Origin of the sequence: Congregibacter sp., from assembly GCF_045107095.1 — a bacterium.
GTDB lineage: Bacteria > Pseudomonadota > Gammaproteobacteria > Pseudomonadales > Halieaceae > Congregibacter.
Genome location: NZ_JBGCFU010000127.1, coordinates 1 through 24,703, shown reverse-complemented (window position 1 = coordinate 24,703; position 24,703 = coordinate 1). Strand labels below are relative to the sequence as shown.

The following is a 24,703-nucleotide window of genomic DNA, read 5'->3' as shown; positions in this document are numbered from 1 at the left end:
ACACACTGTGAATAATCGAACCGTTATCTACCCCGGGACCTTTGATCCCATTACCAACGGCCACGTGGATTTGGTCCAGCGCGCATCCCAACTATTTGAAAGAGTCGTGGTAGCTATCGCCTTCAGCGAGAAAAAAACACCGCTCTTCAGTCTGGAAGAGCGCGTGGAGCTCTGCTCCGAAGCCTTGTCAGATATAGATAATGTAGAGGTGAAAGGCTTCAGCAATCTACTGACAGACTTTGCCATCAGCGAAGATGCTCGCTGCGTGCTGCGCGGACTGCGGGCAGTCGCAGATTTCGAATATGAATTTCAGCTGGCAAACATGAACCGGGCGCTCTATCCCGAGTTTGAGAGTATTTTTCTTACCCCCAGCGAGCACCTGTCTTACATATCATCTTCGCTGGTGCGAGAGATAGCAGCCCTGCAGGGGGATATCACGCCCTTCGTGCCCACCAACGTGAGTGCGGCGCTAGCGCAGAAGTTTCCCGGCTGAGTGCCCGGGGTTTCACTGCCCTGAAGCGGTAGAACTGGCAAACTTACAAGCCGCGGTTCACCGCGGCTCGAATTACCTTGAAGCTCTACTGTTGCTCAGCAGCTTCCATTGCTGCCTGCTCAGCTTCTTCTTCCTTGCGCTGGCGGCGTCGCTCCACGTCTTTGTAGCTGTAACCAGATACCCGGCAACCGAGGCAGCGCACAAAAGTTTCTTTTGCTGGACCCAGCACCAAACTCTCGGCTGACTCGGACACCGAACCAGCGAGCGCAGTAAAGGGCAACGAGACAATAAATGCTGCACCACCTACCGCGGTCATAACCAGACCAATTGGCCGAGCCACCACCAGGTCGCCGGCCATGGCGAAAGCGTTTGGTTGTTCATCGATGGAGCTCTGGGCAAATCCTGATGGCGCGATCAATAGGGCGACAAGGATTAAACCTATGTGACGTTTTACCTGCGATAGTTGAGCTAACACGTTGTTTCCTCCGCAATAGGGACTAACTGAGCCCACAGCAAGTGTACCCAGATCAACGCTGACAGGCTATGCAATAAACACTGGCGCGCTGCCCGATAACTTTGTCCCTCAGGGGCGTTCCACAGGCCTTACAGGGAGCCCCGGAACGCCCGTAAACATACAGCTGTTGGGCAAAGTAGCCCGGCTTGCCATCACCCCCTACAAAATCTCTAAGGGTAGTTCCGCCTTGCTCTATAGCGTTAGTAAGTACTTGCTTTATATGTTCTGAAAGTAGCTCATAGCGTGCCTCTGATACGCGACTCGCGGCGCGGTCCGGACGAATCCCGGCAAGATAGAGCGCTTCACTGGCGTAAATATTACCGACACCCACAACGGTTGCGCCATCCATGATGAAGGGTTTTACGGCCAACTTTCGGCCACGAGAGAGCTCAAACAGTCGCCTGCCATCAAAATCGATCGAGAGTGGTTCAGGCCCCAGACGGCCCAAGGGCGTGATCTCTTCACCCGCTTGAAACCATTGAAAGCTGCCGAAACGGCGGGGGTCGTTGTAGCGGAGCACAGCACCGCTATCCAGCTCTATATCGATGTGATCGTGCTTCGCTGGCGTTTGTGGCTCCAAGAGCACGCGCAGAGATCCCGACATCCCCAAATGCACCAAAAGGGTTCCATGGTCCATACGGAAGAGGAGATATTTAGCTCGGCGTTCCAAAGAACGCACGGCTTGTCCCTGAAGAATTTCGGGCAGTGTCGGAGGTACCGGCCAGCGCAATCGACCTTCGCGAAGAGCTACCGACACTACTCGACGCCCCTCCGCGTGGGCACGAAGGCCACGCCGAGTCGTTTCTACCTCAGGTAATTCAGGCATTCGCTGAGGACTCTACATTGACTTCATCACATGCTGGCTGCGCTAGTACTCTCATCGCTATCCATCCTTCAGGCATAAAAAACCCCGGCTATTGCCAGGGTTTATGCATCGCGCGCTGCATTCAGCGAGCTAACAAATCAAGACTTACTTGATTTTGCCTTCCTTGTACATCACGTGCTTGCGAGCGACAGGATCGTACTTCTTCATTTCCAGCTTATCTGGAGTGGTGCGCTTGTTCTTGTCCGTGGTGTAGAAATGCCCGGTGCCTGCGCTAGAGTTCATGCGAACTTTTTCTCTCATGATGCTACCTCTTCAAATCTCTTATCAGTGAGCCGCGTGGCGTACTCAGACTTTTTCGCCCCGTGCGCGGATTTCCCCTAGCACGGTATCGATACCTTTTTTGTCAATAATGCGCATGCCCTTGCTGGAGACGCGTAAACGTACAAAACGCTTTTCCGACTCGACCCAAAAGCGGTGCTGGTGCAAATTCGGCAGGAACCTACGACGTGTGCGGTTCTTTGCGTGAGATACGTTGTTACCGGTTACCGGACGCTTACCGGTGACCTGACAGACTCTGGCCATGATTTCCTCGCTGGACCGGAGCAATGCGTACCATCTATTGGTCGCTTACTCAGGCAAAAGCTCTAAATTTCAATAAGTTACGCGGTATGGAGCATTTTGATGGTGGCTCCCCACTTCGCGGAGCGCGACTTTATACCAGAAGCGCCCCAATCCAGCAAGCAAAAGGTCGGACAAGCAAATGCTCAATAGAGAGAAGACTTTGCGTCAACAAACGGTCCAGTGCATAGCAACGATTCGCGCGGAACTTACAACAACCCAGACTCTGCAAAAGAGTAGCAGCGACCCCTGCCAACAATCACATGGTCCAGCACTCTAACGTCTACGAGCTTCAGAGCGTCGCGCAAGCGTTCGGTGATGCGACGATCTGCGCTGGACGGCCGGGTGAGCCCCGACGGGTGATTGTGTGCGAGCACAACAGCAGCTGCGCGATGATGAAGAGCGCGAATTACCACCTCTCTGGGATAAACCGCGGCGCCATCAATGGTTCCCAGAAACACATCTTCGCAACACAGGAGCCGGTGCTGAGAATCGAGAAACAAACAACAAAACACCTCCCGGGAACGCGTACCCAAATGGTGCTGTAGAAAAAGACGGGTTTTATCGGGACTGCTCATCACGTCCCGCTGGGTCAGCGGCTGCTTCGCACAGCGCGCGGCGAGCTCCAAGGCCGCTAACAAACGCGATACCGACACAGGCCCCAGCCCAGGCATAGCAAGGAGAGCCTGCTGGCTGCTACTCACAAGGCCTGCGAGCCCGTCCGAACTGCCGAGTAACGTCGTCGCAACTTCGGTGGTACGTGTTTTGGCACTTCGGCAATGCAAAACAAGCGCCAGTAGCTCTGCATCTGACAGCGCCTGAGTCCCCCGGCCGAGCAGCTTTTCCCGAGGCGATTCTCCCCCGAGCCCTTTGCAATGCGCCATGGCTCACCCCTCCCTGGATGTGCAACCCCTACTTGCTTACCGTGTCATCCACAGGCGCAAGTGTTATCTTCTGAGCCGCCGTATTTTCCCAAGGTACCCAAGCTAATGGGACATCTAAACAATCGCCGGGTGCTTCTGGCGGTTTGCGGGGGCATCGCCGCTTATAAATCAGCCGAACTCGTGCGCAAGCTCCAGGATGCTGGAGCCGAAGTCCGCGTCATCATGACCCGTGGTGCGCAGGAATTCATTACGCCTTTGACGCTTCAGGCGCTCTCGGGACACACCGTGCATCACAGTCTGCTGGACGAAGAAGCAGAGCGCGGCATGGGGCATATTGAGCTCGCGCGCTGGGCCGACCTGATGGTTGTCGCACCCGCGACAGCGGACTGCATGGCTAGGCTTGCTGCAGGTCGCGCGGACGATCTGCTAACCACGGTGGCACTGGCGACCGCAGCACCGATGCTCTTGGCACCAGCCATGAACCAGCAAATGTGGAAAGACTCTGCAACGCAAAGCAATTTAGCCACGCTCACAGAGCGGGGTATCAACATTGCAGGCCCGGATAGCGGTGAACAGGCCTGTGGAGACATAGGACCCGGACGTATGCTCGATCCAGAGCTAATCGCCGAGCAGGCCGCATCGTTATTTGAGAGCGGTGTCCTCGCCGGGCAACGGGTGGTCATTACCGCTGGCCCCACCCGGGAGCCACTGGACCCTGTGCGCTACATTTCGAACCACTCTTCAGGAAAAATGGGATACGCCCTTGCTCGCGCCGCCATAGAAGCAGGAGCCACCGTTGATTTAGTCTCTGGTCCGGTGGCGCTTACAGCACCAGATCGAGTGCAGCTTCATAATGTAACCACAGCCAAAGAAATGCTTGATGCCTGCATGCAACTGGTCAATGACTGCGACATATTTATCGGCTGCGCAGCCGTAGCTGATTACCGGCCCGTCACTGCTGCAGAGCAAAAAATCAAAAAGTCCGAAGAAGAAATGTCTTTGCAGCTGGTGCGCAATCCTGACGTGCTCGCCCAGATCACAAACTGCTCCCCCAAACCATTTAGCGTTGGCTTTGCTGCTGAAACAGAGAAGCTGCGAGAGCACGCGATCGGCAAACTTGAACGGAAAAATCTCGACATGATTGTGGCCAACGATGTGAGTGACAGCAGTATCGGTTTTAACAGCGAGGACAATGCCGCCTTGCTCCTTTGGCAAAATGCCGATGGGCTTGATGAGCTAAACATCGAAAAGTGCTCAAAGGATGTACTTGCAGGCATGGTCGTAGTGCAAATTGGCGCAATCCAGCAGCGAAAACGCTGAGTCAATCGCAGGAGCGGGAGATTCCAAGTCGACGTGCGAGAGTTTATGATGTTTTTAACAACAAAATGCGCCCCGCGCAGCAGACGCTAGGGACGACCAGATATGCTTAAACTTCCCGGGAAGAAAAAACCCCAGCCGGGCAAAGCCTCAACGGACGAACAGCGAAATACCCACGGCGTTAACGCCAAAGGGAATCTGCTTCGCTCCGCCTCGATATTTGGGTTTGCCCTTGTTCTAGTGCCCCTTATTCTTGCTATAGCGTATCTGGCACTGCTTCATGCTCCCGCTCAAAAAGATGCGCTCATCAAGAGCGTCTCAGACAATTATGCCGCGCAACAAGCGCGCTACATCGGGGATTCCATCGCATCACTCCGCGCACGCGTTGCATCGGCAGTACGCTCACCGCTCGCCCTGCAGGCGATTGCCGAGCAGAGCCCTGCAGATATCCGCTTGGTTGAACAAGCCATGCTGGACTACTTTCCCGAAGCGGTAAGCCTGCGCTTACTGCCCCTAAGTGATATGGGCACAGCTGATCTCGCTGGCGGATTTCAGGGTCTGCGAAACCATATTGAAGTCGACCTGGTCAGACGCGTCAGCAACAACGAGCCGGCTGAACCCGAGGCCTATCAATTCGAAGGGCAGTGGCTTGCATCTTTAGCCCAGGTCACAACGCACCCCCGTATGCCGTCGAAGCGCGCAGTGGTATTACTTACCGTCGATGCAGGCACGCTTGAGGCGATGCTGAGTTACCCAACCGGCATGGTGGGTGAATTCGTCCTGGAGCAACGCATTTACAGCGAAGGTGCTGACCGGGACGTGCGCATCGCCAGCCAGGGAAGCGGCGCAAAAGTGGCGGCAAGTAAAGCCGATATCGATAACACGCCATGGCGCGTACTTTTTGTGCCTTCGCCAGCGGTCGTCGAGGAAGTCAGCAGCCACGTGAGGCCCCCCTACAGTATTTTGGGTGGGCTTATGTTGTTCTGCATCGTGGGGTTTCTCGTTTCCATGCAGCGTAGCAATAAAGCACTAGACGGCGAACTGACACGCATCATCGATGGAGCAGAGCATCGCACCCCCTTAGACGTACACATTCCTCAGCTGGTGCCCCTGGCTAAAGACTTACGAAAACTGACGCTCCGCAGGGCCCGGATGGGCAATACCAGTAACATTGTCCCGGCAGTAGATACCCACTCAGCCGCGCCCACGAATACCGCCATGACATCGGTCGACGGACCGGCGGACCGCGGCTTATCACCCAACATTTTTAGGGCCTACGATATCCGCGGTGTTGCAGACTCCGACCTGGACGATGAAACGGTCTATCGCATTGGCAGTGCCATAGGAACTATCGCCGGTGAACTGGGTGAGCAGACCCTCTGCATCGGCTATGACGGCCGGGCAAGCAGCAGCCGCATTAAAGGCGTTCTCGAAAAAGCCATACTGCAGGCCGGCCGGGATGTTATCGATATTGGTTTGGTCCCAACACCACTTCTATATTTTGCGACTTCACTATTGGAAGCCAAATCTGGCGTCATGATTACCGGCAGCCATAATCCAGCTGAGTACAACGGCATGAAGATCGTGCTCAAAGGGCAGACCATCGCCGAGGGCACCATTGAAAAGATTCGCAATATCGCGCAGACGGGCCGCTTCAGCAAAGGTACGGGGCATCTCATTCAGCGTGATGTGGTAGGGGAATATCTCGATGAGGTAGTCAGCGACATCGCGATTGCGGTGCCTCTGAAAATTGTCGTCGATGCCGGTAACGGTGCCACAGGTCATATCGCGCCAGCCCTTCTTGAAGAGCTGGGTTGCGAAGTCATCCCACTATTCTGCGAGGTGGATGGACGCTTCCCCAATCGATCGCCAGACACCAGTAATGAAGACAATCTTGCGGCACTCGTACGCGAAGTTATCTCCAACGACGCAGATTTTGGTGTTGCCTATGATGGCGACGGTGATCGTGTGGTGGTTGTCACGGGCAGCGGCCAAATCATCCGAAGTGACACTCTCATGATGATCTTTGCCCGCGATGTAGTGACGCGTAACCCGGGCGCTGACGTGGTCTACGACGTCAAGTGCAGCCGCAATCTAGCGCAGCTAATCACGGGTCTCGGCGGTCGCCCGGTACTGTGGAAGACCGGTCATGCGCTCATGAAAGAGAAGATGGTGGAAACCGGAGCGTTACTTGGCGGAGAGTTTTCCGGGCATATCTTTTTCGGAGAGAGATGGTACGGATTTGATGACGGGATGTACGCCACGGGGCGACTCGCAGAGATACTGTCGTCTCAGGACCAGAACATAGATGACTTCATCGCAGATCTACCCGTCGCCGTGAGCACCCCTGAGATTTTGGTTCCTGTTCCCGACGACGAAAAGTTCGCGCTTATGCAGAAATTCGTCGAGTCGGCCCGTTTTGTCGATGGGAAGCCTAATGACCTGGATGGCCTTCGAGTAGATTTTCAGGACGGCTGGGGCCTGCTCCGGGCATCCAACACCGGTCCGGCATTGACGGCTCGCTTTGAAGCCAGTGACGAGGCGGGCCTCGAAAAGATTCAAGCACTGTTTCGGGAGCAGCTCGCTGCAGTAGCGCCGGATCTAAAAATCCCGTTTTAAGAGCACTTTTTGATACTCTCCTAGCGCTCTCATCCAAGGAAATCCCATGTCGCTTACACCGGACTCCGCTATGAACGCCGCACGCGTTCTCACCGAAGCCCTGCCTTACATTCAGCGCTTTACCGGCCGTACCATCGTGGTCAAATTTGGCGGTAACGCGATGGTAGATCCGACTCTTCACGAGAGCTTTGCCCGAGACATTGTGCTGATGAAGCTCGTTGGAATGAACCCCGTAGTGGTGCACGGCGGGGGGCCTCAGATTGGCAAGTTGCTGGAAAAACTCAGTATCGAGAGCGAATTCGTGGAAGGCATGCGCGTAACGGATTCGCAAACCATGGACGTGGTTGAAATGGTCCTGGGTGGCAGCGTGAATAAAGAGATTGTCTCGTCGATCAGTCGTAATGGCGGAAAGGCCATTGGGGTGTCCGGCAAGGACGGCCGGCTCATTCGCGCCAAGCCTATGAAAGTGACCCGTCAAACACCGGGTATGGATGCGGCGGAGATTATCGACATCGGGCAAGTCGGAGAAGTTAGCCAGATCGACCGAGAGATACTCGATGTCATCCTCGGCAGTAACTTCATTCCTGTCATTGCTCCCGTCGGATCAGACGACGAGGGGAACACGTTCAATATTAATGCCGATCTCGTCGCCGGTAAGATCGCTCAGGTCATGCAGGCAGAGAAACTCATGTTGCTGACTAACGTGGAAGGGCTCCTCGATGCCAAGGGCTCTGTGCTGACCGGCTTGTCTACCGAAAAAGTAGATGAACTCATCGCCGACGGAACAGTGCATGGAGGGATGCTGCCAAAGATTGGTTGTGCCCTTGACGCGGTAAAGTCGGGGGTTGCTTCGGCCCACATCGTCGACGGAAGGGTGCCGCACGCCGTATTGTTGGAAATCTTTACGGACGAGGGTATGGGCACCAAAATCACACCTCGTGGAGAGGATTAGGCCTCCTTCACTACAGTAAATAGCGCGAGTTTTAGTCCAGCGTATTGCCCCGATGCAGGCCAGTCGCTAGGATGTTTGTTCTAACCGTCCTATGAGCGTCCCATGCCGAGAAACGTCCAGCGCCGTCAGCAGATACTTGAGGCCTTGGCGCAAATGCTGGAAGACAACCCCGGCGACCGCATAACCACAGCTCGGCTTGCAGCCAAAGTCGGCGTGTCCGAAGCCGCTCTGTATCGGCACTTTCCCAGCAAAGCGAAAATGTTCGAAGAGCTGATTCAGTTCATAGAAGACACGCTCTTTCAGCGCATCACCTTAATCATGCAAGAAGAAGAACAGGCAATTGCTCGCTGCAATCACGTTCTTTACCTACTCATCACCTTCGCGGAACGAAATCCCGGTATCAGTCGCCTTCTGACCGGTGAGGCCTTAACCGGAGAAACTGAGCGTCTTCGCCATCGAGTGAATCAGGTGCTGGATCGCGTGGAAACGCAGCTTCGTCAAATACTCAGAGAAGCGGAACTGCGGGAGGCCTTACGGCCAGTACTAGCCTTGCCGGAGGCTGCAAACCTGCTATTTGCCTGCGCCGAGGGCCGGATTTCGCAATTTGTACGCAGTGAATTCAAGCGCAGTCCCAGCGAAGGCTGGAACCAGCAGTACGACTATCTGATGCAGAGCTTTTTCCGCGAAGTGCCCACAGCCCGCGAAGTGCCCACAGCGCCTGAAGTGCCCACAGCACCTGAAATGCCCACTGTTTCAGACGGTTCGCGATCGCCAAGCGCTAATGCCGAGGCCTCGAGCGTAACTGATAGTTCGAGCGGGGTTGATAGTTCCAGCGATATGCAAAACAACAGCGCCGGAAGCGGCCTCTAGCTTTCGGCGGACATCGTTTTACGCATTTCAACAATGTCCAGAAGGGTGGTGAACCGCTCGACATCCTGCTGGTAATCAGACTCCACAGAAGCAATTTCTTCCTGCCGGTCCGTCACCGCACGCTCCGTAGCCGCGATTTCTGCCTGTAAGTCATCGATAGCTGCCAGGTGTTCGACATTTACGGAATTACCCAAACGCTCCTGGTCAGCAGCCAGCGCCTGATAGTTCTCCACTTGCTGCTTCAAAGACCGCAGCTTTCCTTTGAGAATGCTCACGCGAATACGCAAATCCCGAAGTTCTCTGTCCCGAGCCGCTTCTATATCTTCGATAGTGCTGTAACGCAGTAACAGCGACTCATCCCAGCGGCGCATGCGTTCGGCCTCTTCAGCGGCTTCTCGCTCCCGTTGGGCTTCGCTGTCCATACCCTCGCGTTCACCCGCGTCAAGCGTTCTTGGAACAACCGCAACCAATGCACCCGTGGGGCTTAAAATGTCGTAGCCATTGGCCACGAACTCAGGGGGCACCTGGTAGCCCACCACAGCATGTCCTTCCGCATTGGTATAGCGGTACATTTGACGCTCTTGGGCTGTCGCGGGATGAGCGAACAGAGCAATAACAAACGCCAAACCCGCAACAGAGCGTGTACTACGGCTAATTTTCATATCGGTAATATAGGCTCGCAAGACATGCACCACAAGTCAGACACCGTACTGTTCACGATATGCACGTAGAGCATTCAAAGCGCTCTCTGGGACGTCCATACCACTATCCCCATCCTCTTCCAGATAAACAATCAAGTCCTGCATGGCGATAATGCTGTACACCGGCACAGCCCATTGCTGCTCAATTTCCTGAATCGCAGAGATGTCTCCCTGCCCGCGCTCCTGACGATTAAGACCAATAACCACCCCTGCCAGTTCCGCCCCCGCGGAATGAATCATTTCAATGACCTCTGAAACAGCCGTGCCGGCAGTGATGACATCATCGATAACCAAAACACGCCCTTGCAACGCCGCTCCCACCAACACACCACCCTCACCGTGACTCTTTGCTTCCTTGCGGTTGTAGGCAAAGGGCACATCGCGGCCATGGTGGTCTGCTAAGGCCACCGCGGTAGCGGTCGCCAGAGGGATGCCCTTGTAGGCCGGCCCCAACAACACGTCGAACTCCACGCCGGAGTCTACAATGCACTGCGCGTAATAACGCCCCAGCGCTGCGAGCGCCGCACCGCTATCAAAGGCACCAGCATTGAAAAAATAGGGGCTCTGTCGTCCGGACTTCAGCGTAAAGTCGCCAAAGCGGAGAACATCACAACGTCGTGCAAGATCAATAAACTCGCGTTGGTAGGCTTGCATGTAAGATCCAAACAGTAGTGGAAAGTTTTTGAGACAGTGTATTCTGTCATCTGGCGTTTCTGTATCATAGCGCCTCGAGATATTAGAGGTTTGCAATGAGAATCATCAGCTTCAGCGCAGATGGGTTGCGTGAAGCCGCAAAACGGGGTTTTTACGACTGGCTCTCACGCCAGGACGCCGATTTCATCTGTATTCAGGACATCCGCTGTTCGGAATACGACTTACAGGATGACGTCTTCTTCCCAAGCGACTACAACGCCTATTTTTTTGACGACGTTAACGGTAAAGATAACGGCGTTGCAATTTATTGCCGCGAGCTTCCCAAGGCCATTATGACCGGCCTGGGTTTCGCGGACTTTGATATGCAAGGGCGCTACATTCAGGCGGATTACGGTGAGCTATCTATCGGCTGCCTTTTAGCACCGGTCGCGAGCGATGGCGACGCTGATGCGCAAGTGAATAAGAACGAGTTCTTCTCCTTACTGGGTGCGCATCTCGAAAAGGTCCGAAACAAGCGTCGTAAGTTTGTGATCTGCGGTAACTGGCGTATCGCTCATACCGCCTCCGATATGCAAAATAGCGCGGATAACAGCAGCCGCTCGGGCTTTCTTCCCGAAGAGCGGCAGTGGATGGATGAGTTACTCGAAAACGGTTACCGCGATGCTTTCCGCCAAGTGAGTACGGACAGTGATGCGTTTAGCTACTGGCCAGAGGAGCGCGGCGAAGATGGGTGGCGTATCGATCTGCAAATCATTTCAGAGGATCTGCAATATAGTGTCGAGCATGCCGCTATTTACACGGGCGACAGCTTTTCACGCCATGCGCCCGTGATCATCGATTACGATATCGACCTGTAGCTTATACCCCTACAAAAACATATTTGGACTCAGGCGCTTTTTTACGCCTTCACGCCTTCACGCCTCACACAAGCGGGCATCAACCCGCTGCCAGTGCCTCGCGCTGGCAGTCCATGAGCGTCGCAATTCCGCCGCTGGCCAAATCTAACATTTGATCCAGCTCTGAGCGAGAGAAGGGCGCCGCTTCGGCGGTTCCCTGAACTTCAATAAATTCACCACCCTCAGCCATGACCACATTGAGGTCTGTATCGGCCTTTGAATCTTCGATGTAATCAAGATCAAGCACGGCCTCACCCTTGTAGACACCGACAGATACGGAAGCCACGAAGTGTCGCAGGGGATCCGTGCTGATTTTTTTGTCGCGCTGTAGACCATTGATGGCGTCCACCAAAGCAACAAAGGCACCGGTAATTGAGGCTGTACGCGTACCGCCGTCCGCCTGAATGACATCACAGTCCAACGTAATGGTGTGTTCTCCCAACTTGGAGAGGTCTACCGCTGCGCGCAGGGAGCGGCCGATCAAACGCTGAATTTCCTGAGTACGACCACTCTGCTTACCACGAGCCGCCTCTCGGCCCATGCGGGAACCGGTAGAGCGGGGCAACATTCCGTATTCAGCGGTAATCCATCCGGAATTCTTACCGCGCAAAAACCTCGGAACACTGTCTTCAACGCTTGCGGTACAAATCACGCGGGTATTGCCGAAGCTCACCAACACCGAACCCTCGGCATGGCAGGTAAATTGGCGCTCAATGGAAATATCGCGCAGCTGGTCGGTGGCCCGGCCACTGGGTCTTGGCATTTGGGAAGTTCCTTGTCTTTGGCAAAGGGCGCAGTATACGCTGACAGATGAAGAGCTGAGACAAAAAGGATATCGATGACTCTGCACAGCATGACCGCTTTCGCCAGAGAGGCTACGCCATCGCCTGTAGCGCTAATCGTGGAATTACGCAGCGTTAATCACCGCTATCTCGACCTGCACTTCAAACTGCCGGACAGTCTTCGTGCCTTGGAACCCAAGCTTCGGGATGCCCTCGCCAAAGGCCTGAAACGCGGAAAGGTCGACTGCCAGATAAGAGTCATCGACAACGACAGCACGAATACCCTTGAGATAAACAAAGAACGATTGTCGGCGGTGCTTGAAGCTTTGAATAGCGTGAGCGCCCTATCGGACAAGATCGCTCCTACCGATGCGCTGGCGCTACTGCAGTTTCCCGGTGTGTGTACAGCCGAGCGAACCGATGAGTCGAGAGTTCAAAGTGCTGCCTGGGCGCTCTTCGAAACCGCAATCGATGCCTTGCAAGAAAACCGCGTGCGTGAGGGGCAGCAGCTTGAAGTGTTCCTTCGCCGGAGGCTTGAGGGGATCGGTGACGAAGTTGCCACGCTGCGCGAGGCGCTGCCAGCGCTTCGCAGCCGTCAGGAAGAACGACTCCGCCGCCGATTGGAAGAGCTGGAACAGCCCGTTGATGAAGGTCGTATCGAACAGGAGTTGGTCATGCTTCTGCAAAAAGCCGATGTGGACGAGGAGCTCGACCGCCTGGAAGCGCATATCGAAGAGACCACTCGAATACTGGACAAGGGCGGGCCCTGCGGGCGACGTCTGGACTTCCTGATGCAGGAGCTCAACCGAGAGGCCAATACCCTATCCTCGAAGGCGACGACGAGCAGTACGACGCAGAGTGCGGTGGAGTTAAAGGTTCTCATTGAGCAAATGCGTGAGCAGGTACAAAACATAGAATGAAGCGGAGCTAGACTGTCGCAATAAATCGCGCGCTACCGTAATCTTCTCGCCCTTATCCAATCGTTGACGACGCCAGACCCATCCCGGGGACAAACATTCGTATGCATCCACAGTCAGGAACCTTATTCACCATTTCCGCCCCTTCCGGTGCCGGTAAAACCAGCCTTGTACGAGCCTTAGTGGACGTCGAACCCAGTCTTCAGGTTTCCGTGTCTCATACAACGCGGCCTATCCGGCCTGGGGAAACCGATGGCGTGAACTATCATTTCTGTGATCATCACGCGTTTGAGGAAATGCTCAAAGAGGACGCTTTTCTAGAACATGCCGAGGTTTTTGGGAATCTTTATGGAACTTCGCAGCACTTTGTAGAAAATCAGCTCGCGGCAGATGCGGATGTCATATTGGAAATTGATTGGCAGGGAGCGCGGCAAGTTAAGCACTTGCTCCCGGCAACATGCTCTATATTTGTGCTCCCACCATCGGAGGAAGCCCTTCGAGACAGGCTGAGCCAGCGCGGGCAGGATGATGCCAGCACCATTGACCGGCGCATGGCCGCCGCAGTTTCGGAGATGTCGCACTATGTCGAAGCCGACTACCTGGTTATCAATGACGTTTTTGATGAAGCCCTTATCGAGCTACAGGCAATCGTGCGCTCCCAGCGACTGCAAACGCAGAAGCAGGCCCACCGTCATAGCGACCAATTAAAAGCTCTCCTCAGCTGATTTACCGTGAACGGCTTCGACCGAGCGTCGCGCCACGACCGATCGAAGCCCGAAAGATTACCGATTTACAGCGCACATCTTTTAGAGCCTTTGAGCTATAATATCCGGCTCTTCGGTGCGCACGTTGGTGTGTGCCGGTCCAAACAGACCTTTTGTGACGGCTCTTCGAGCTGGCTAACCAACGCATTTTAGCGATGTGTACCTGGTACGCAGGTTCAAATGCCAGGGGGATTGTTTTGGGGATTTACTGTCACCATACATGGGAAAGAATATGGCACGCGTAACTGTAGAAGACTGCCTTGAGTCCGTAGACAACCGCTTTGAACTGGTAATGGTTGCAAGCAAGCGAGCTCGCCAACTAGCTACCGGCGGCAAAGATCCTTTGGTTCAGGAAGAGTCTGACAAACCCACGGTTGTTGCTCTTCGTGAAATCGCCGAAGGTTTGGTAACACCAGATATGCTCAACCGTGAGGACGAGCTGGACGCCGAGGAAGAACTCGCCGAAGTGATGGGTGCAAGCGAAAGCTTCTAAGCCTTTGCCCGAATGCAGCGGCTGCGCAAGCAGCGCGCTGTTGTCGGTCGCGCTTCGAACGTCAGCTGGGCGCTCCAACCGACCTTACGTCTTTTACATCTTTCGTAGTCACCGATCGTCCTCTCGTCTTTGCTCATCATTCCCTCCTCTTAACTCATCATTCCCCCCTCTTGGCTCATTGCCGCGGCATACTCGCTCATCAGTCGCGCTGCAGCTGTCCACTTCAGAATCAGTGACAGGGCCATGTGCAGGAATGAGTGCATAGCATGCAGACCATTGACTCTCTCGACGCCAATCTGCGCTCCTATCTCGATGATCAACAGAGCACCCTAGTCCGCCGCGCTTACTACTTTGCAGAGCAGGCGCACTTTGGTCAGCAACGACGCAGTGGTGAGCCCTATGTAACGCACCCCCTTGCCGTCGCGGGCATTCTTGCGGACATGCACATGGATCATCAGAGCCTCATGGCTGCGATGCTCCATGATGTGATCGAAGACACCGGCATCGATAAAGATGCTATCGAATCGCAGTTTGGCGAGGCCGTAGCAGAGCTAGTCGATGGTGTGAGCAAACTCACCCAGATCGAATTCGATACGCTCGAAGAAAAACAGGCTGAGAATTTTCAAAAAATGGCTCTGGCAATGGCCCGAGACATTCGCGTTATCTTGGTCAAACTCGCCGATCGCCTCCACAATATGCGCACTCTCGGCGTGCTGCCCACCGCCAAAGCCCGACGCATCGCCAAAGAAACTCTGGATATCTATGCCCCCATCGCCATGCGCCTGGGGATGAACTCCGTGCGTATGGAATTCGAGGATTTGGGGTTCACCGCGCTCTATCCCATGCGCGCGCGACGCATTGAGGCTGCGCGCCGCTCTGCCAGAGGCAACCGCATTGAGCTGGTAGACAAAATGCGCAGTCAGATCGAGAACGCACTGGCTCAGGATGGCTACGAAGCGACGGTTATTGGCCGGGAAAAGCACCTGTACAGCATTTACAAAAAAATGCGGGCCAAGAAAAAATCGTTTTCCGAGATCATGGATATCTATGCCTTTAGGGTCGTAGTGGACTCCGTCGACAGTTGCTACCGCGTTCTCGGCTGCATTCACTCGCTGTACAAGCCGGTCCCGGGAGAGTTCAAAGACTATATCGCCATACCCAAAGCCAACGGTTACCAGTCATTACACACGGTCACCATGGGGATGCACGGTGTTCCCATAGAAATCCAGATCCGCACTCGCGAAATGGAAGACATGGCGAACAACGGGATAGCGGCACATTGGCTGTATAAAACGGACTCCGACACTGTGAACGGGTCCCATGCCCGGGCGCGTCAATGGGTGCAGGGTTTGCTCGAAATGCAGCAGCGTGCAGGCAACAGCCTTGAGTTCATTGAGAACGTTAAGATCGATCTGTTCCCCGACGAAATTTATATCTTCACACCCAAGGGCAACATCATGGAGCTGCCCCGGGGAGCAACCGCTGTAGACTTTGCCTATGCAGTGCATACCGAGCTGGGTAACACCTGTGTGGCCTGTCGAATCAATCGGCGACTCGCGCCGCTGTCCGAGCCTCTTCAGAGCGGTCAAACCGTCGAGGTCATTACCGCGGCGGGAGCACGGCCAAATCCATCGTGGTTTAACTACGCCATAACCGCAAAAGCGCGCAGCAATATCCGCCATTACTTAAAGCACCAAACACAGGAAGACGCGGCAGCTCTGGGTCGAAGACTCCTGGACAAGTCTCTTGCGAGCTTCGAGCTGAGCATCGCTGAGTTATCAGACGCGCGACTGAGCAGCTATCTCGATAGTGCGGGCCTTGCCAACATGGATGAGCTTCTGGCAGAACTGGCGCAGGGCAAACGACTGCCCGGCGTCGTTGCCAGCCAACTCGCCGGGGAAACGAATACCGAAGGGCCCACACCACAACCGGGCAGTGACTCTCCTCTGGCGATTCGCGGCACCGAAGGCTTTATGGTGAGTTACGCTCGCTGCTGTCGACCGTTACCAGGAGACCCTATCGCGGGCTACATCAGTTCTGAGCGCGGCGTAATCGTGCACCGGGAGAGATGCCGAAACCTGGCTGACATGCGTGAGAAGCCCGAGCAGTGGATCCCCTTACGATGGGACGACCAGGTCGACGGCGAGTTTCTTGCGGAGCTGAGAATAGAGACGGAAAACCGCCGCGGCGCTATCGCGACTATCGCAACGCGCATTAACAGCATGAACGTGAACATCGATAAAATTAGCTCCACGGATAAAGACTACCAGTTCACCTATGTGGATCTGGATCTCCACGTGGAAAGCAGGGTGCACCTAGCGCGCATTATGCGTCGTCTTCGCGGCATCGACAGCGTACGGCGCGTAAGCCGTGTGCGAAATTAGGCTTCGCCCTTTAAAAAACAGGAGTAACCCGTGAGCAACCGCGCCATTATTGCGACACCCAAGGCCCCCGCGGCCCTTGGCCCTTATTCTCAGGCAGTTAAAGTTGGGAATACCGTTTGGCTGTCAGGACAAATCCCCCTGGTCCCCGAATCCATGACCGTGGTCGAAGGCGACGTCACCGCTCAGGCGACTCAGGCATTCACCAACCTTGCTGCAGTTGCAGAGGCCTCCGGTGGCAGCCTCGATGACGCGGTGAAAATTAATATCTCACTGATTGATATGCAGGACTTTGCGGCAGTAAATGCGGTGATGGAATCCTTCTGCAATGAGCCCTATCCAGCACGAGCCTGTGTTCAGGTGGCGGCGCTACCAAAAGGTGTATCAGTGGAGATCGAGGCCGTCCTCGCGCTCTGAGTGTGCCATCCAGCGATGGAGCACCTCAGCATAGCCCTTTCGGTAATCCGGGTACTGCAGCGTATAACCACTGCTTCGCAGCCGCTCGTTACTGATACGCTTGTGCAATGGAGTTTCGCCCGACGGTGCCGAATGAGGCGGCTCATAAGACAACCCCAGCTGGGTGCAAAGCCAGGATTCCAGGTCCTGCAATGGAGCAGGGGCATCGTCGACAAGATTCACGATTCGCTGATCCAGCGTGATCTTTCCCGTGAGCGCCGCAGCCATGAAACCAGCCACATCATCACGATGAATCCGATTAGCATATCGCGGTGGCTCCTTGGCTGTGAGCTTGCCCGCCGCAACTCGTTTGAGCAAAGGCCCGGGCCCAGACCCGTAGAGCCCCCCAGCCCGAAGCACCACAGCGCTATCAATTCCCTCAAGAAAAATCTGTTCAGCTGCGAGAATAGCCGCCACATGGGGGTCGCTGTCAGCGGTATCACTACCTTCATCGATCCAGGCTTCAGAGGATTCTCGGTATACCCTGGTGCTCGAAACAAAAAACGCAGCGCGGGGCCGGTGCTCGCCAAGACCCGCAATAATATTGGCCATAGCTTCGGCAAACCCCGCTTGATAAGCCTCGGCACTGCGATCCGCTGGACTGAGTGCAATCACCAGGGCATCAGGTCGAAGCTTCTCAAGCACACTGAGACTATGAGCGTTGCGAAGATCGATGGCCACGCTTTCAACTCCCTGGGGAACGGCATTAGCACTCCGTCGCAGTCCAAAGCAGTGCCATTGGGGCCTGGGCAGAAGGCTACTAAGCCGCTCCCCAATATCTCCAAAACCGACTATAGCGATGGTCTCTTGCCGCGTCGTCTTGTCCACGATTCTGTCTCCTTTAGACTGATGCGCTTTCCCAGCCGCGAAACCGTTCAGGCTGGACTGTGAGTCAGATTGTCACACATAGCCTTGAGTCTCTGCGCGGGGTCGGACCAAAAATGCTTGAGCGCCTCCAGCGCTACGGCATCACAAACGTTGAGGACTTGCTGTTTCATCTTCCACTGCGCTACCAGGACAGAACACAGGTCACGCCTATTGGCGCACTGCAAGACGGCGCGGAGGTTGTTATCGAAGGTGATATCGCCCTAATCAGCGTTAGCGGAGGCGGGCGGCGACGCTCACTTATGGTAAAGCTCCAGGACGGAACCGGTACGGCAACACTGCGATTCTTCCACTTCTCGCAAGCACAAAAAAATGCACTACAAAAAGGCGATCGTTTACGATGCTTTGGATCGGTGCGCCGTGGTGCTCAGCAGGCAGAGATGATTCACCCCGAATATCGACGCAACACTAACGGCAATGAGAACGAAGACTCGTTAACGCCCATCTACCCAAGCACCGAAGGTATTAGCCAGGGCCAGTGGCGCAAGCTTTGTGGGCAGGCCTTACTCGCATTAGAAAACACACCGCCAGACGAGCTGCTGCCGACGCAGGAGAACGACTACGGCCTCGGCTCTGCCCTACGGTTTTTACATCGTCCTCCGCCAAACGCCGATCAACAAGCGCTGCGCGACGGCCGGCACCCGGCCCAACTGCGCCTCGCCCTGGAAGAACTGACCGCTCACCAGCTTTCCATGCGTGAACTACGGGCCCGGAGCAGGGAACGAGCAGCCCCCACCCTCAAAGACACGAAAGGTTTGAATCAGGGTTTTCTTGAGGCGCTGCCGTTTCAACCAACGGCTGCGCAGCACCGGGTTATCGACGAAATCACCACTGACCTTGCAAGCGAAAAACCCATGCTTCGACTCGTGCAGGGTGATGTTGGTTCAGGAAAGACCGTGGTAGCTGCTGCAGCTGCTCTCATTGCTATCGCCAGCGGTTATCAGGTCGCCGTCATGGCACCAACGGAGCTGCTTGCAGAGCAGCATCGACGTAACTTTGCAGACTGGTTTTCCGAATTGAATGTCTCCCAAATGTGGCTGGCAGGGAGCGTAAAAGGCAAAAATCGGGAACAAGCTCTGGGCGCCATTCAGAGTGGCGAGGCTTCACTGGTCATAGGTACCCATGCTCTCTTTCAAGATGGCGTTGAGTTTGCCCACCTCGGCCTTGTTGTTGTGGATGAGCAGCACCGCTTTGGCGTGCACCAACGCCTTGCCCTGAGTGAAAAGACCGGAGGGGCGTGGCGGGCCCACCAGCTAATCATGACGGCAACCCCCATACCGAGAACCCTCTCTATGGTGGCCTATGCGGATCTCGACTGTTCCGTTATCGATGAGCTTCCTCCAGGGCGGCAGCCTGTCGGTACCGTACTTATAGACAACCAACGCCGTCAGGAAATTATCGAGCGGGTTGCTCACGCCTGCCGGGATGGGCGTCAGGTCTACTGGGTCTGCACCCTGATCGAGGACAGCGATACGCTGCAGGCGCAAGCAGCTGAATCGAGCTACGCGGAGCTTGCCGAAGCTTTGGATGGCATCGCAGTGGCCATGGTCCACGGTCGCATGAAAGCTAAGGAAAAAGACGCCGTGATGACTGCGTTCAAAGCAGGGGAGTATCAGTTACTCGTCGCTACAACGGTAATTGAAGTAGGCGTGGACGTACCAAACGCGACGCTAATGATTATCGAAAACCCTGAGCGTCTGGGGCTGGCCCAGCTTCATCAGCTTCGTGGTCGTGTCGGGCGTGGCAGTGCTGCAAGCCACTGCGTGCTGCTCTACCAGTCTCCCTTGGGGCAGCACAGTAGGGCCCGCCTGCAAGTCATGCGCGAAAGCAATGATGGCTTCTACATCGCAGAAGAAGACCTTCGTCAGCGTGGACCCGGAGAGGTATTGGGCACACGACAGACCGGCCTTATGGAATTCAGGGTAGCGCGACTACCGGAGCACGAGCACTTGCTTGATAAAGTACAGAACATCGCAGAGGAGCTACAACAGCAGCGTCCTCAGTGGGTACAGCCACTCATTCGCCGTTGGGCCGGAGATAGCCAGGCCTTCGCCAACGTCTAGCCCCCGGGGCAAGCCCTCAAACGGATGTTCAGGCCATGATTGGTGGCAATAACTTCTGCAGTGTCATCTTCTGCTTTGTCGCTTCGCCGGTGAGGGCAAAACCCAGTAGGTCGCCCGCCGCATTGCGATACTCACCCTGAGTACTCATACCATCGACAGTAAACTGCCATTCGCCTTCCGCATCGGCCGCCGGTGGCGCTACAACGGTAGGACAAGCCGGTACCTTAATGGTCACGGGCATAGCGGGGTAGCTGACTTGTGTTGGCTCCCCGGCTAAGGTTTTGCCCAGCGCTCGAGCCGCTGCCATAAGAGGTGCCACGTAAACCAGAACATGACCCTCAACTTCAGCACAATCACCCAGGGCATAAACATCCGCGGCACTGGTCTTCAGGTGCCTGTCGGTAACGATGCCGCGGTTGACCGCTATACCTGAACTTTTCGCCAGATCGATATTGGGCCTGACGCCAACCGCCGAAACCACAATGTCTGCTTCCAGCATGCCTCCATCGCTCAAAGACACCTCTACAGAATCCGTAGAGCCTGCCGGATGATTGACCTCCGTCACCAGGGGCCCAAAGTGAAAACGTGCTCCCTTGGCCTCAAGTCCGGTCTGCAGGGCTCGGGCGCAAGGCTCGGGTAACAAAGTGGGTAAGCAGTGCTGCAATGGGTCGATCACATCGACCTCAAAACCACCATTGAGCAAATCATTGGCAAATTCACATCCGATAAGTCCGCCGCCAATAATGGCGATGCGTTTAGCTTCGAGGCGCTCCATCGCTGTGCGGAAGTCATCGTAGTCCATGAGATCGTTCACAGAGTAGACGCGCTCTAAGGCGTCACCACCCAAGGGTGGCCGAATGACACTAGCGCCCGTGGCAAACACGAGTGCGGCGTAATGAACTTCTGTCTCGCGATCCGCCAGACGTAAAATCTTACGCTGGGTATCAACAGCCTGAACGCGAGTCATCGTCCATACGCTCGCGTCGAGATTTGCGGCCATAGTGCCCGCATCACTTTGAGTCAGCGCGGCTCCATCGGTGTTTTTGGTATAGCCAGTGGACAACATAGGCTTGGAATAAGCCCTGCCGTCATCTTCTGTAATCAACAGTAAAGGTGTGTCGCTGTCATGCTTACGGAACTCCCTCGCAATTCCGTAGCCACCAAGTCCCGTACCGATAATGACGACCGGTGCAGGCTGGGTTTCCGTGCCTGGCACCTCATGGTGAGGGGCGTCCTCTTCCACGGCCTCCTCAATGAGCTCAAAGTCTTCTTTACCCACACCGCAATCCGGGCACAGCCAGTCTTCGGGAACATCCTCCCAGCGCGTGCCTGGTGTTATACCGTCATCGGGCCAGCCCTTGGCTTCGTCATAGATGAGTCCACAAACGATACATTCCCATTTACGCATGCCAGACTAACTCCTTGTGTGAGGCGCAGCTTTTTCGAAGGGCGGCAAGATTAACATGCCAGAGGATTACCCTGAAAACACCTTGGCCGGCTTGCAAGCAGGCTAGACATCACGCATTCTCGCCCTTCCCATCGACTAGATCTTTATGACTCTGCAAGCAAACCGCAGCGCAGGCGTCCCGCACTGGCGACGTGAAGAGCAGATTCCCGGGCCAGTACTGGCGTCGGTTCGTAGCTGGTTGCTCGACGATGGCTCACTCACTCAGCACTTGTTAGATTCAGGGAAGCAATTTTCCCTCGAACGCTGGCGTCAGCGCTGGGAAGCCCCAAATCAGGACGAACGTCGACTGTTGAATATGGGGCACAGAGAACTGGCGATGGTGCGCCAGATCGTGATGCGTTTGGATAGTAAGGCGGTGGTCTACGCCCGCTCTGTGTTTCCAGTGACTACGCTGGACGGCCCGCTGCTAAGGCTACGGCGCCTACAGAATCAAAGCCTGGGCAGTTTCTTGTTCTCTCGCCCAGATATGCGTCGAAGTCCTTTTCAAGTAGCGCTTCTCGCAGGCGATGATGCTTACCTACCCAAACCACTGCACCAACAGGAAAAAGCCTGGGCACGTCGCTCCTGTTTTCAGGTCGCCGCTAAGCCTATGCTGGTCAGCGAGGTTTTTCTTGAAGGATTTCCCCGCTGGAGTGCAGTAACACCTCTGCACCGCTCCCGGCGCGGCCAAGTCAGCGTTACAATTGGCAGCCAACGAGCCTGACTCTTACTTGATAAAGAGACAACAACCGATCCATGAGCGCCACCACCTCCCCTGCCACTAAACAAGCGAGCAAGTTCTCGACGCTGCTACAGCTGATTCGCTGGGATCGACCTATTGGCACCTTGTTACTACTGTGGCCCACTTTATGGGCGCTGTGGATTGCTGCTGAAGGGGTCCCGGATCTGAAGCTTCTGGTGATTTTTGGACTAGGGACAATCCTTATGCGTTCCGCCGGATGCATCATCAACGACTTGGCTGATAGAAACCTGGATGGCGGAGTCGAGCGCACTCGCAATCGACCCCTGGTTACGGGCGATGTCACGGTGGGTGAAGCGCTGGCCTTCTTTGCAGCGCTCTGTCTGATGGCCTTTGGTCTGGTACTCATGACCAACTTCATGACCATACTCCTGTCTGTACCCGCGTTACTGCTTGCCTCCTGCTATCCCTTGATGAAGCGTTACACCCATCTACCGCAGGTGGTTTTAGGTCTGGCGTTTTCCTGGTCGATCCCCATGGCCTTTGCTGCGCAGCAGAGCAGTTTGCCGCCTGCGCTGTGGCTCCTGTTTACCGGCAGCGTGCTTTGGACCGTGGTATACGACACCAAATACGCCATGGTGGATCGCAGAGACGACCTGGAGATCGGAATAAAAAGTACAGCTATTCTCTTTGGGGAATCCGACCGCAGTGTTATCGCCGTATTACAAGTACTGTGCCTCACGGCGCTGGTTCTGGCGGGAAGAGAGTTTGGTCTGGGATGGCCCTACTACCTTGCTTTGCTGGTTACCGCTGGCTTGTTTGGCTATCACCTGTACTTGATTCGTGAACGCGAAGAGGCAGCATGTTTCCGCGCATTTTTGCACAACAACTGGGTAGGAATGACTATCTTCCTGGGGATCGCTGCCCACTACGCCCTGCACACCTGAGACTAACAACGCCATGAGCCTCAGCATCGAGGTCCTGAGCTCTGTCGCAGACGTACCCGCGACAGAGTGGAATGCCCTTTGCCGGACTGACTATCCCTTTTTGCGTCACGGTTTTCTCCTGGGACTAGAGCAGGCGGATTGCACCACGCCAGCAGCAGGTTGGACTCCCGCACACCTTCGCCTAAAAGATGAACAGCGTACCTTAGCGATACTGCCATCCTGGTTAAAGAGCCACTCCTACGGTGAGTATGTCTTCGACTGGGCCTGGGCAGACGCCTGGCGACGTATGGGCCTGGAGTATTACCCGAAACTGGTCACAGCAGTTCCCTTTACCCCCGCCACGGGACCTCGCCTACTTCATGCTCAGGATCTTGATCCTGCAGTGATATGGGCCACTTTGAAACAACACATGCCTGAGCTTGCGGTTAGCCTAGGCGCGTCTTCCTGGCACGTGCTGTTTCCTCAAGAGCAAGATGCAAATGCTCTTGCCGCGGCAGGCTTACACACACGGCATCAGGTGCAGTTCCATTGGTATAACCGCGGCTACAGCGATTTCGACGATTTTCTCAGTACCTTCTCTAGCCGTAAGCGAAAATCGCTGCGCAAAGAGCGCCGCCGCGTTGAGGAGCAAGGGCTAAGCCTGAGTATGCGAAACGGCACCGAACTCAGTGAAGAAGACTGGTCGGTGTTTCATCGGTTTTACCAGATGACCTACGCCAAGCGCAGCGGTCACGGCGGCTACCTGACCCGGGATTTCTTTATGGAAACCGCTGCGGGGATGGGCGACCAGGTGGTGATGGTACTGGCCTACCTGGGCCAACAGGCAGTGGCAGGCGCCCTTTACTTTCGCTCCAGCGACACACTCTATGGGCGTTACTGGGGCTGCGAGCGGGAGTTTGACTGCCTGCACTTCGAAGCCTGCTACTATCGAGGCATCGAGTACTGTATCGAGCATGGCCTGCGGCGTTTCGACCCGGGTGCGCAGGGAGAACACAAGATCCAGCGCGGCTTCCGTCCCGTTCAGACCTGGTCAAACCACTGGATAGCGGACCCGCAGCTTTCTGCAGCGGTAGGAGATTTCACCCGTCAGGAGGAAGCCCATATCGACCAGTACATCAGCCAGGCCGCGAGCTTATTGCCCTTTAAATCCCTGGACTGATCAAGCCCCTTTGCGCCACACCAGCAGGCGATTATTGGCGGGCATCGGGTAATCACCCTGTATTGCAAAGCCCGCGCCTGCGGCGAGACGATCCACATCCTCGAAATGACGTATTGCACTGTCTGGATTTTGCTGCGCCAGCCACTGGTCGAAACGAGCATTGCTGTCGCTCGTGTATTGCCCGTTGTAATTGAAGGGACCATAAAGCGCCAGCACCACGTCCTCACCCGCGCCCCCGCCAAGCCCAGCGAAGAGTTTTTCCACGGCACCATATGACATGATATGCACACTGTTGGCGCTGAATACCGCATCGGGTATTTCCAGCGGCCAAGTCTGTGCGCGCACATCCAGGACCTGTTCCGGCA

Annotated in this window: 26 protein-coding genes; 15 read left to right on the top strand and 11 right to left on the bottom strand. The window is 55.4% G+C overall.

Features of this window, described 5'->3' with window-relative positions; translation table 11 throughout:
* Window positions 1-7: 7 nt before the first annotated feature.
* Window positions 8-493 carry a pantetheine-phosphate adenylyltransferase gene (coaD, locus tag AB8B76_RS15210; protein WP_405273724.1) on the top strand — a complete coding sequence of 162 codons (486 nt, stop codon included), beginning with the start codon at window positions 8-10 and terminating at the stop codon, window positions 491-493.
* Window positions 494-578: 85 nt separating this feature from the next.
* On the opposite strand, the gene AB8B76_RS15205 is transcribed toward coaD, so the two are convergent.
* From AB8B76_RS15205 to radC, 5 genes are all read right to left on the bottom strand, one after another.
* Complete coding sequence (locus tag AB8B76_RS15205; RefSeq protein WP_405273723.1) at window positions 579-968, bottom strand: hypothetical protein; 390 nt, start codon at window positions 966-968, stop codon at window positions 579-581.
* Window positions 969-1,020: 52 nt separating this feature from the next.
* Window positions 1,021-1,833 carry a bifunctional DNA-formamidopyrimidine glycosylase/DNA-(apurinic or apyrimidinic site) lyase gene (mutM, locus tag AB8B76_RS15200; protein WP_405273722.1) on the bottom strand — a complete coding sequence of 271 codons (813 nt, stop codon included), beginning with the start codon at window positions 1,831-1,833 and terminating at the stop codon, window positions 1,021-1,023.
* A 144-nt stretch (window positions 1,834-1,977) separates the two neighbouring features.
* Window positions 1,978-2,133 (bottom strand): 50S ribosomal protein L33, encoded by a 156-nt coding sequence (gene rpmG / locus AB8B76_RS15195; RefSeq protein ID WP_008293439.1) that lies wholly within the window; start codon window positions 2,131-2,133, stop codon window positions 1,978-1,980.
* Window positions 2,134-2,178: 45 nt separating this feature from the next.
* Window positions 2,179-2,415 carry a 50S ribosomal protein L28 gene (gene rpmB, locus AB8B76_RS15190; protein ID WP_405273720.1) on the bottom strand — a complete coding sequence of 79 codons (237 nt, stop codon included), beginning with the start codon at window positions 2,413-2,415 and terminating at the stop codon, window positions 2,179-2,181.
* Between the two features lie 245 nt (window positions 2,416-2,660).
* Complete coding sequence (gene radC / locus AB8B76_RS15185; protein ID WP_405273719.1) at window positions 2,661-3,335, bottom strand: DNA repair protein RadC; 675 nt, start codon at window positions 3,333-3,335, stop codon at window positions 2,661-2,663.
* 105 nt (window positions 3,336-3,440) lie between these two features.
* On the opposite strand from radC, the gene coaBC reads away from it, so the two are divergent.
* The 4 genes from coaBC (at window position 3,441) to slmA (ending at window position 9,093) form a co-directional block, all read left to right on the top strand.
* Window positions 3,441-4,655, top strand: coding sequence for a bifunctional phosphopantothenoylcysteine decarboxylase/phosphopantothenate--cysteine ligase CoaBC (gene coaBC / locus AB8B76_RS15180; RefSeq protein ID WP_405273717.1), 1,215 nt, complete (start codon window positions 3,441-3,443; stop codon window positions 4,653-4,655).
* A gap of 102 nt (window positions 4,656-4,757) precedes the next feature.
* Window positions 4,758-7,271: a phosphomannomutase/phosphoglucomutase gene (locus AB8B76_RS15175; RefSeq protein WP_405273716.1), complete on the top strand. Its 2,514-nt coding sequence runs from the start codon at window positions 4,758-4,760 to the stop codon at window positions 7,269-7,271.
* Between the two features lie 46 nt (window positions 7,272-7,317).
* Window positions 7,318-8,223, top strand: coding sequence for an acetylglutamate kinase (argB, locus tag AB8B76_RS15170; RefSeq protein ID WP_405273715.1), 906 nt, complete (start codon window positions 7,318-7,320; stop codon window positions 8,221-8,223).
* A 102-nt stretch (window positions 8,224-8,325) separates the two neighbouring features.
* A complete protein-coding gene (slmA, locus tag AB8B76_RS15165) occupies window positions 8,326-9,093 on the top strand; it encodes a nucleoid occlusion factor SlmA (RefSeq protein ID WP_405273714.1) in 768 nt (255 codons plus the stop codon).
* Here slmA and AB8B76_RS15160 read toward each other — a convergent pair.
* Both AB8B76_RS15160 and pyrE read right to left on the bottom strand, forming a co-directional pair.
* Entirely contained in the window at window positions 9,090-9,755 is a 666-nt protein-coding gene (locus AB8B76_RS15160) for a hypothetical protein (protein ID WP_405273713.1), read from the bottom strand. The two genes, slmA and AB8B76_RS15160, sit on opposite strands and share 4 nt — an antisense overlap.
* A gap of 36 nt (window positions 9,756-9,791) precedes the next feature.
* Window positions 9,792-10,448, bottom strand: a complete 657-nt coding sequence (gene pyrE / locus AB8B76_RS15155; protein WP_405273712.1) for an orotate phosphoribosyltransferase — start codon at window positions 10,446-10,448, stop codon at window positions 9,792-9,794.
* A 95-nt stretch (window positions 10,449-10,543) separates the two neighbouring features.
* Between pyrE and AB8B76_RS15150 the strand changes: the two genes are divergently transcribed.
* On the top strand, window positions 10,544-11,305 hold the full coding sequence (locus AB8B76_RS15150; RefSeq protein ID WP_405273710.1) for an exodeoxyribonuclease III: 762 nt from the start codon (window positions 10,544-10,546) through the stop codon (window positions 11,303-11,305).
* 79 nt (window positions 11,306-11,384) lie between these two features.
* Here the strand turns inward: AB8B76_RS15150 and rph are convergent, their stop codons facing one another.
* Window positions 11,385-12,107, bottom strand: a complete 723-nt coding sequence (gene rph / locus AB8B76_RS15145) for a ribonuclease PH (protein WP_405273709.1) — start codon at window positions 12,105-12,107, stop codon at window positions 11,385-11,387.
* 75 nt (window positions 12,108-12,182) lie between these two features.
* On the opposite strand from rph, the gene AB8B76_RS15140 reads away from it, so the two are divergent.
* From AB8B76_RS15140 to AB8B76_RS15120, 5 genes are all read left to right on the top strand, one after another.
* Window positions 12,183-13,046, top strand: a complete 864-nt coding sequence (locus AB8B76_RS15140) for a YicC/YloC family endoribonuclease (RefSeq protein ID WP_405273707.1) — start codon at window positions 12,183-12,185, stop codon at window positions 13,044-13,046.
* A 101-nt stretch (window positions 13,047-13,147) separates the two neighbouring features.
* Entirely contained in the window at window positions 13,148-13,768 is a 621-nt protein-coding gene (gmk, locus tag AB8B76_RS15135; RefSeq protein WP_405273705.1) for a guanylate kinase, read from the top strand.
* Between the two features lie 271 nt (window positions 13,769-14,039).
* Complete coding sequence (gene rpoZ / locus AB8B76_RS15130; RefSeq protein WP_405273704.1) at window positions 14,040-14,300, top strand: DNA-directed RNA polymerase subunit omega; 261 nt, start codon at window positions 14,040-14,042, stop codon at window positions 14,298-14,300.
* A 266-nt stretch (window positions 14,301-14,566) separates the two neighbouring features.
* On the top strand, window positions 14,567-16,684 hold the full coding sequence (locus AB8B76_RS15125) for a RelA/SpoT family protein (RefSeq protein ID WP_405273703.1): 2,118 nt from the start codon (window positions 14,567-14,569) through the stop codon (window positions 16,682-16,684).
* 30 nt (window positions 16,685-16,714) lie between these two features.
* Window positions 16,715-17,098: a RidA family protein gene (locus AB8B76_RS15120; protein ID WP_405273702.1), complete on the top strand. Its 384-nt coding sequence runs from the start codon at window positions 16,715-16,717 to the stop codon at window positions 17,096-17,098.
* Here AB8B76_RS15120 and AB8B76_RS15115 read toward each other — a convergent pair.
* On the bottom strand, window positions 17,066-17,965 hold the full coding sequence (locus AB8B76_RS15115; protein ID WP_405273701.1) for an NAD-dependent epimerase/dehydratase family protein: 900 nt from the start codon (window positions 17,963-17,965) through the stop codon (window positions 17,066-17,068). The genes AB8B76_RS15120 and AB8B76_RS15115 overlap by 33 nt on opposite strands.
* Before the next feature lie 59 nt (window positions 17,966-18,024).
* Between AB8B76_RS15115 and recG the strand changes: the two genes are divergently transcribed.
* Window positions 18,025-20,085, top strand: coding sequence for an ATP-dependent DNA helicase RecG (gene recG, locus AB8B76_RS15110; protein ID WP_405273699.1), 2,061 nt, complete (start codon window positions 18,025-18,027; stop codon window positions 20,083-20,085).
* 28 nt (window positions 20,086-20,113) lie between these two features.
* Here the strand turns inward: recG and AB8B76_RS15105 are convergent, their stop codons facing one another.
* The gene (locus tag AB8B76_RS15105) at window positions 20,114-21,493 is read right to left on the bottom strand and encodes an FAD-dependent oxidoreductase (RefSeq protein ID WP_405273698.1); all 1,380 of its coding nucleotides are present in this window, start codon (window positions 21,491-21,493) and stop codon (window positions 20,114-20,116) included.
* A gap of 145 nt (window positions 21,494-21,638) precedes the next feature.
* Here AB8B76_RS15105 and AB8B76_RS15100 point away from each other — a divergent pair, with 145 nt between their 5' ends.
* The 3 genes from AB8B76_RS15100 to AB8B76_RS15090 are packed head-to-tail and all read left to right on the top strand — an operon-like array spanning window position 21,639 to window position 24,338.
* The gene (locus tag AB8B76_RS15100; RefSeq protein WP_405273697.1) at window positions 21,639-22,256 is read left to right on the top strand and encodes a chorismate--pyruvate lyase family protein; all 618 of its coding nucleotides are present in this window, start codon (window positions 21,639-21,641) and stop codon (window positions 22,254-22,256) included.
* Window positions 22,257-22,288: 32 nt separating this feature from the next.
* Window positions 22,289-23,179 carry a 4-hydroxybenzoate octaprenyltransferase gene (ubiA, locus tag AB8B76_RS15095; RefSeq protein WP_405273696.1) on the top strand — a complete coding sequence of 297 codons (891 nt, stop codon included), beginning with the start codon at window positions 22,289-22,291 and terminating at the stop codon, window positions 23,177-23,179.
* Window positions 23,180-23,192: 13 nt separating this feature from the next.
* Window positions 23,193-24,338, top strand: a complete 1,146-nt coding sequence (locus tag AB8B76_RS15090) for a GNAT family N-acetyltransferase (protein ID WP_405273695.1) — start codon at window positions 23,193-23,195, stop codon at window positions 24,336-24,338.
* Here the strand turns inward: AB8B76_RS15090 and AB8B76_RS15085 are convergent.
* Window positions 24,339-24,703, bottom strand: a 365-nt coding sequence (locus AB8B76_RS15085) for a DUF938 domain-containing protein (protein WP_405273694.1), incomplete at its 5' end; no start/stop codon positions are given.

Excerpts from the sequence above, each read along its gene's own strand:
- mutM (WP_405273722.1), bottom strand. The coding sequence starts at position 1,833 with ATGCCTGAATTACCTGAGGTAGAAACGACTCGGCGTGGCCTTCGTGCC.
- rpmG (WP_008293439.1), bottom strand. The coding sequence starts at position 2,133 with ATGAGAGAAAAAGTTCGCATGAACTCTAGCGCAGGCACCGGGCATTTC.
- rpmB (WP_405273720.1), bottom strand. The coding sequence starts at position 2,415 with ATGGCCAGAGTCTGTCAGGTCACCGGTAAGCGTCCGGTAACCGGTAAC.
- radC (WP_405273719.1), bottom strand. The coding sequence starts at position 3,335 with ATGGCGCATTGCAAAGGGCTCGGGGGAGAATCGCCTCGGGAAAAGCTG.
- coaBC (WP_405273717.1), top strand. The coding sequence starts at position 3,441 with ATGGGACATCTAAACAATCGCCGGGTGCTTCTGGCGGTTTGCGGGGGC.
- AB8B76_RS15175 (WP_405273716.1), top strand. The coding sequence starts at position 4,758 with ATGCTTAAACTTCCCGGGAAGAAAAAACCCCAGCCGGGCAAAGCCTCA.
- argB (WP_405273715.1), top strand. The coding sequence starts at position 7,318 with ATGTCGCTTACACCGGACTCCGCTATGAACGCCGCACGCGTTCTCACC.
- slmA (WP_405273714.1), top strand. The coding sequence starts at position 8,326 with ATGCCGAGAAACGTCCAGCGCCGTCAGCAGATACTTGAGGCCTTGGCG.
- AB8B76_RS15160 (WP_405273713.1), bottom strand. The coding sequence starts at position 9,755 with ATGAAAATTAGCCGTAGTACACGCTCTGTTGCGGGTTTGGCGTTTGTT.
- pyrE (WP_405273712.1), bottom strand. The coding sequence starts at position 10,448 with ATGCAAGCCTACCAACGCGAGTTTATTGATCTTGCACGACGTTGTGAT.
- AB8B76_RS15150 (WP_405273710.1), top strand. The coding sequence starts at position 10,544 with ATGAGAATCATCAGCTTCAGCGCAGATGGGTTGCGTGAAGCCGCAAAA.
- rph (WP_405273709.1), bottom strand. The coding sequence starts at position 12,107 with ATGCCAAGACCCAGTGGCCGGGCCACCGACCAGCTGCGCGATATTTCC.
- AB8B76_RS15140 (WP_405273707.1), top strand. The coding sequence starts at position 12,183 with ATGACTCTGCACAGCATGACCGCTTTCGCCAGAGAGGCTACGCCATCG.
- gmk (WP_405273705.1), top strand. The coding sequence starts at position 13,148 with ATGCATCCACAGTCAGGAACCTTATTCACCATTTCCGCCCCTTCCGGT.
- rpoZ (WP_405273704.1), top strand. The coding sequence starts at position 14,040 with ATGGCACGCGTAACTGTAGAAGACTGCCTTGAGTCCGTAGACAACCGC.
- AB8B76_RS15125 (WP_405273703.1), top strand. The coding sequence starts at position 14,567 with ATGCAGACCATTGACTCTCTCGACGCCAATCTGCGCTCCTATCTCGAT.
- AB8B76_RS15105 (WP_405273698.1), bottom strand. The coding sequence starts at position 21,493 with ATGCGTAAATGGGAATGTATCGTTTGTGGACTCATCTATGACGAAGCC.
- AB8B76_RS15100 (WP_405273697.1), top strand. The coding sequence starts at position 21,639 with ATGACTCTGCAAGCAAACCGCAGCGCAGGCGTCCCGCACTGGCGACGT.
- ubiA (WP_405273696.1), top strand. The coding sequence starts at position 22,289 with ATGAGCGCCACCACCTCCCCTGCCACTAAACAAGCGAGCAAGTTCTCG.
- AB8B76_RS15090 (WP_405273695.1), top strand. The coding sequence starts at position 23,193 with ATGAGCCTCAGCATCGAGGTCCTGAGCTCTGTCGCAGACGTACCCGCG.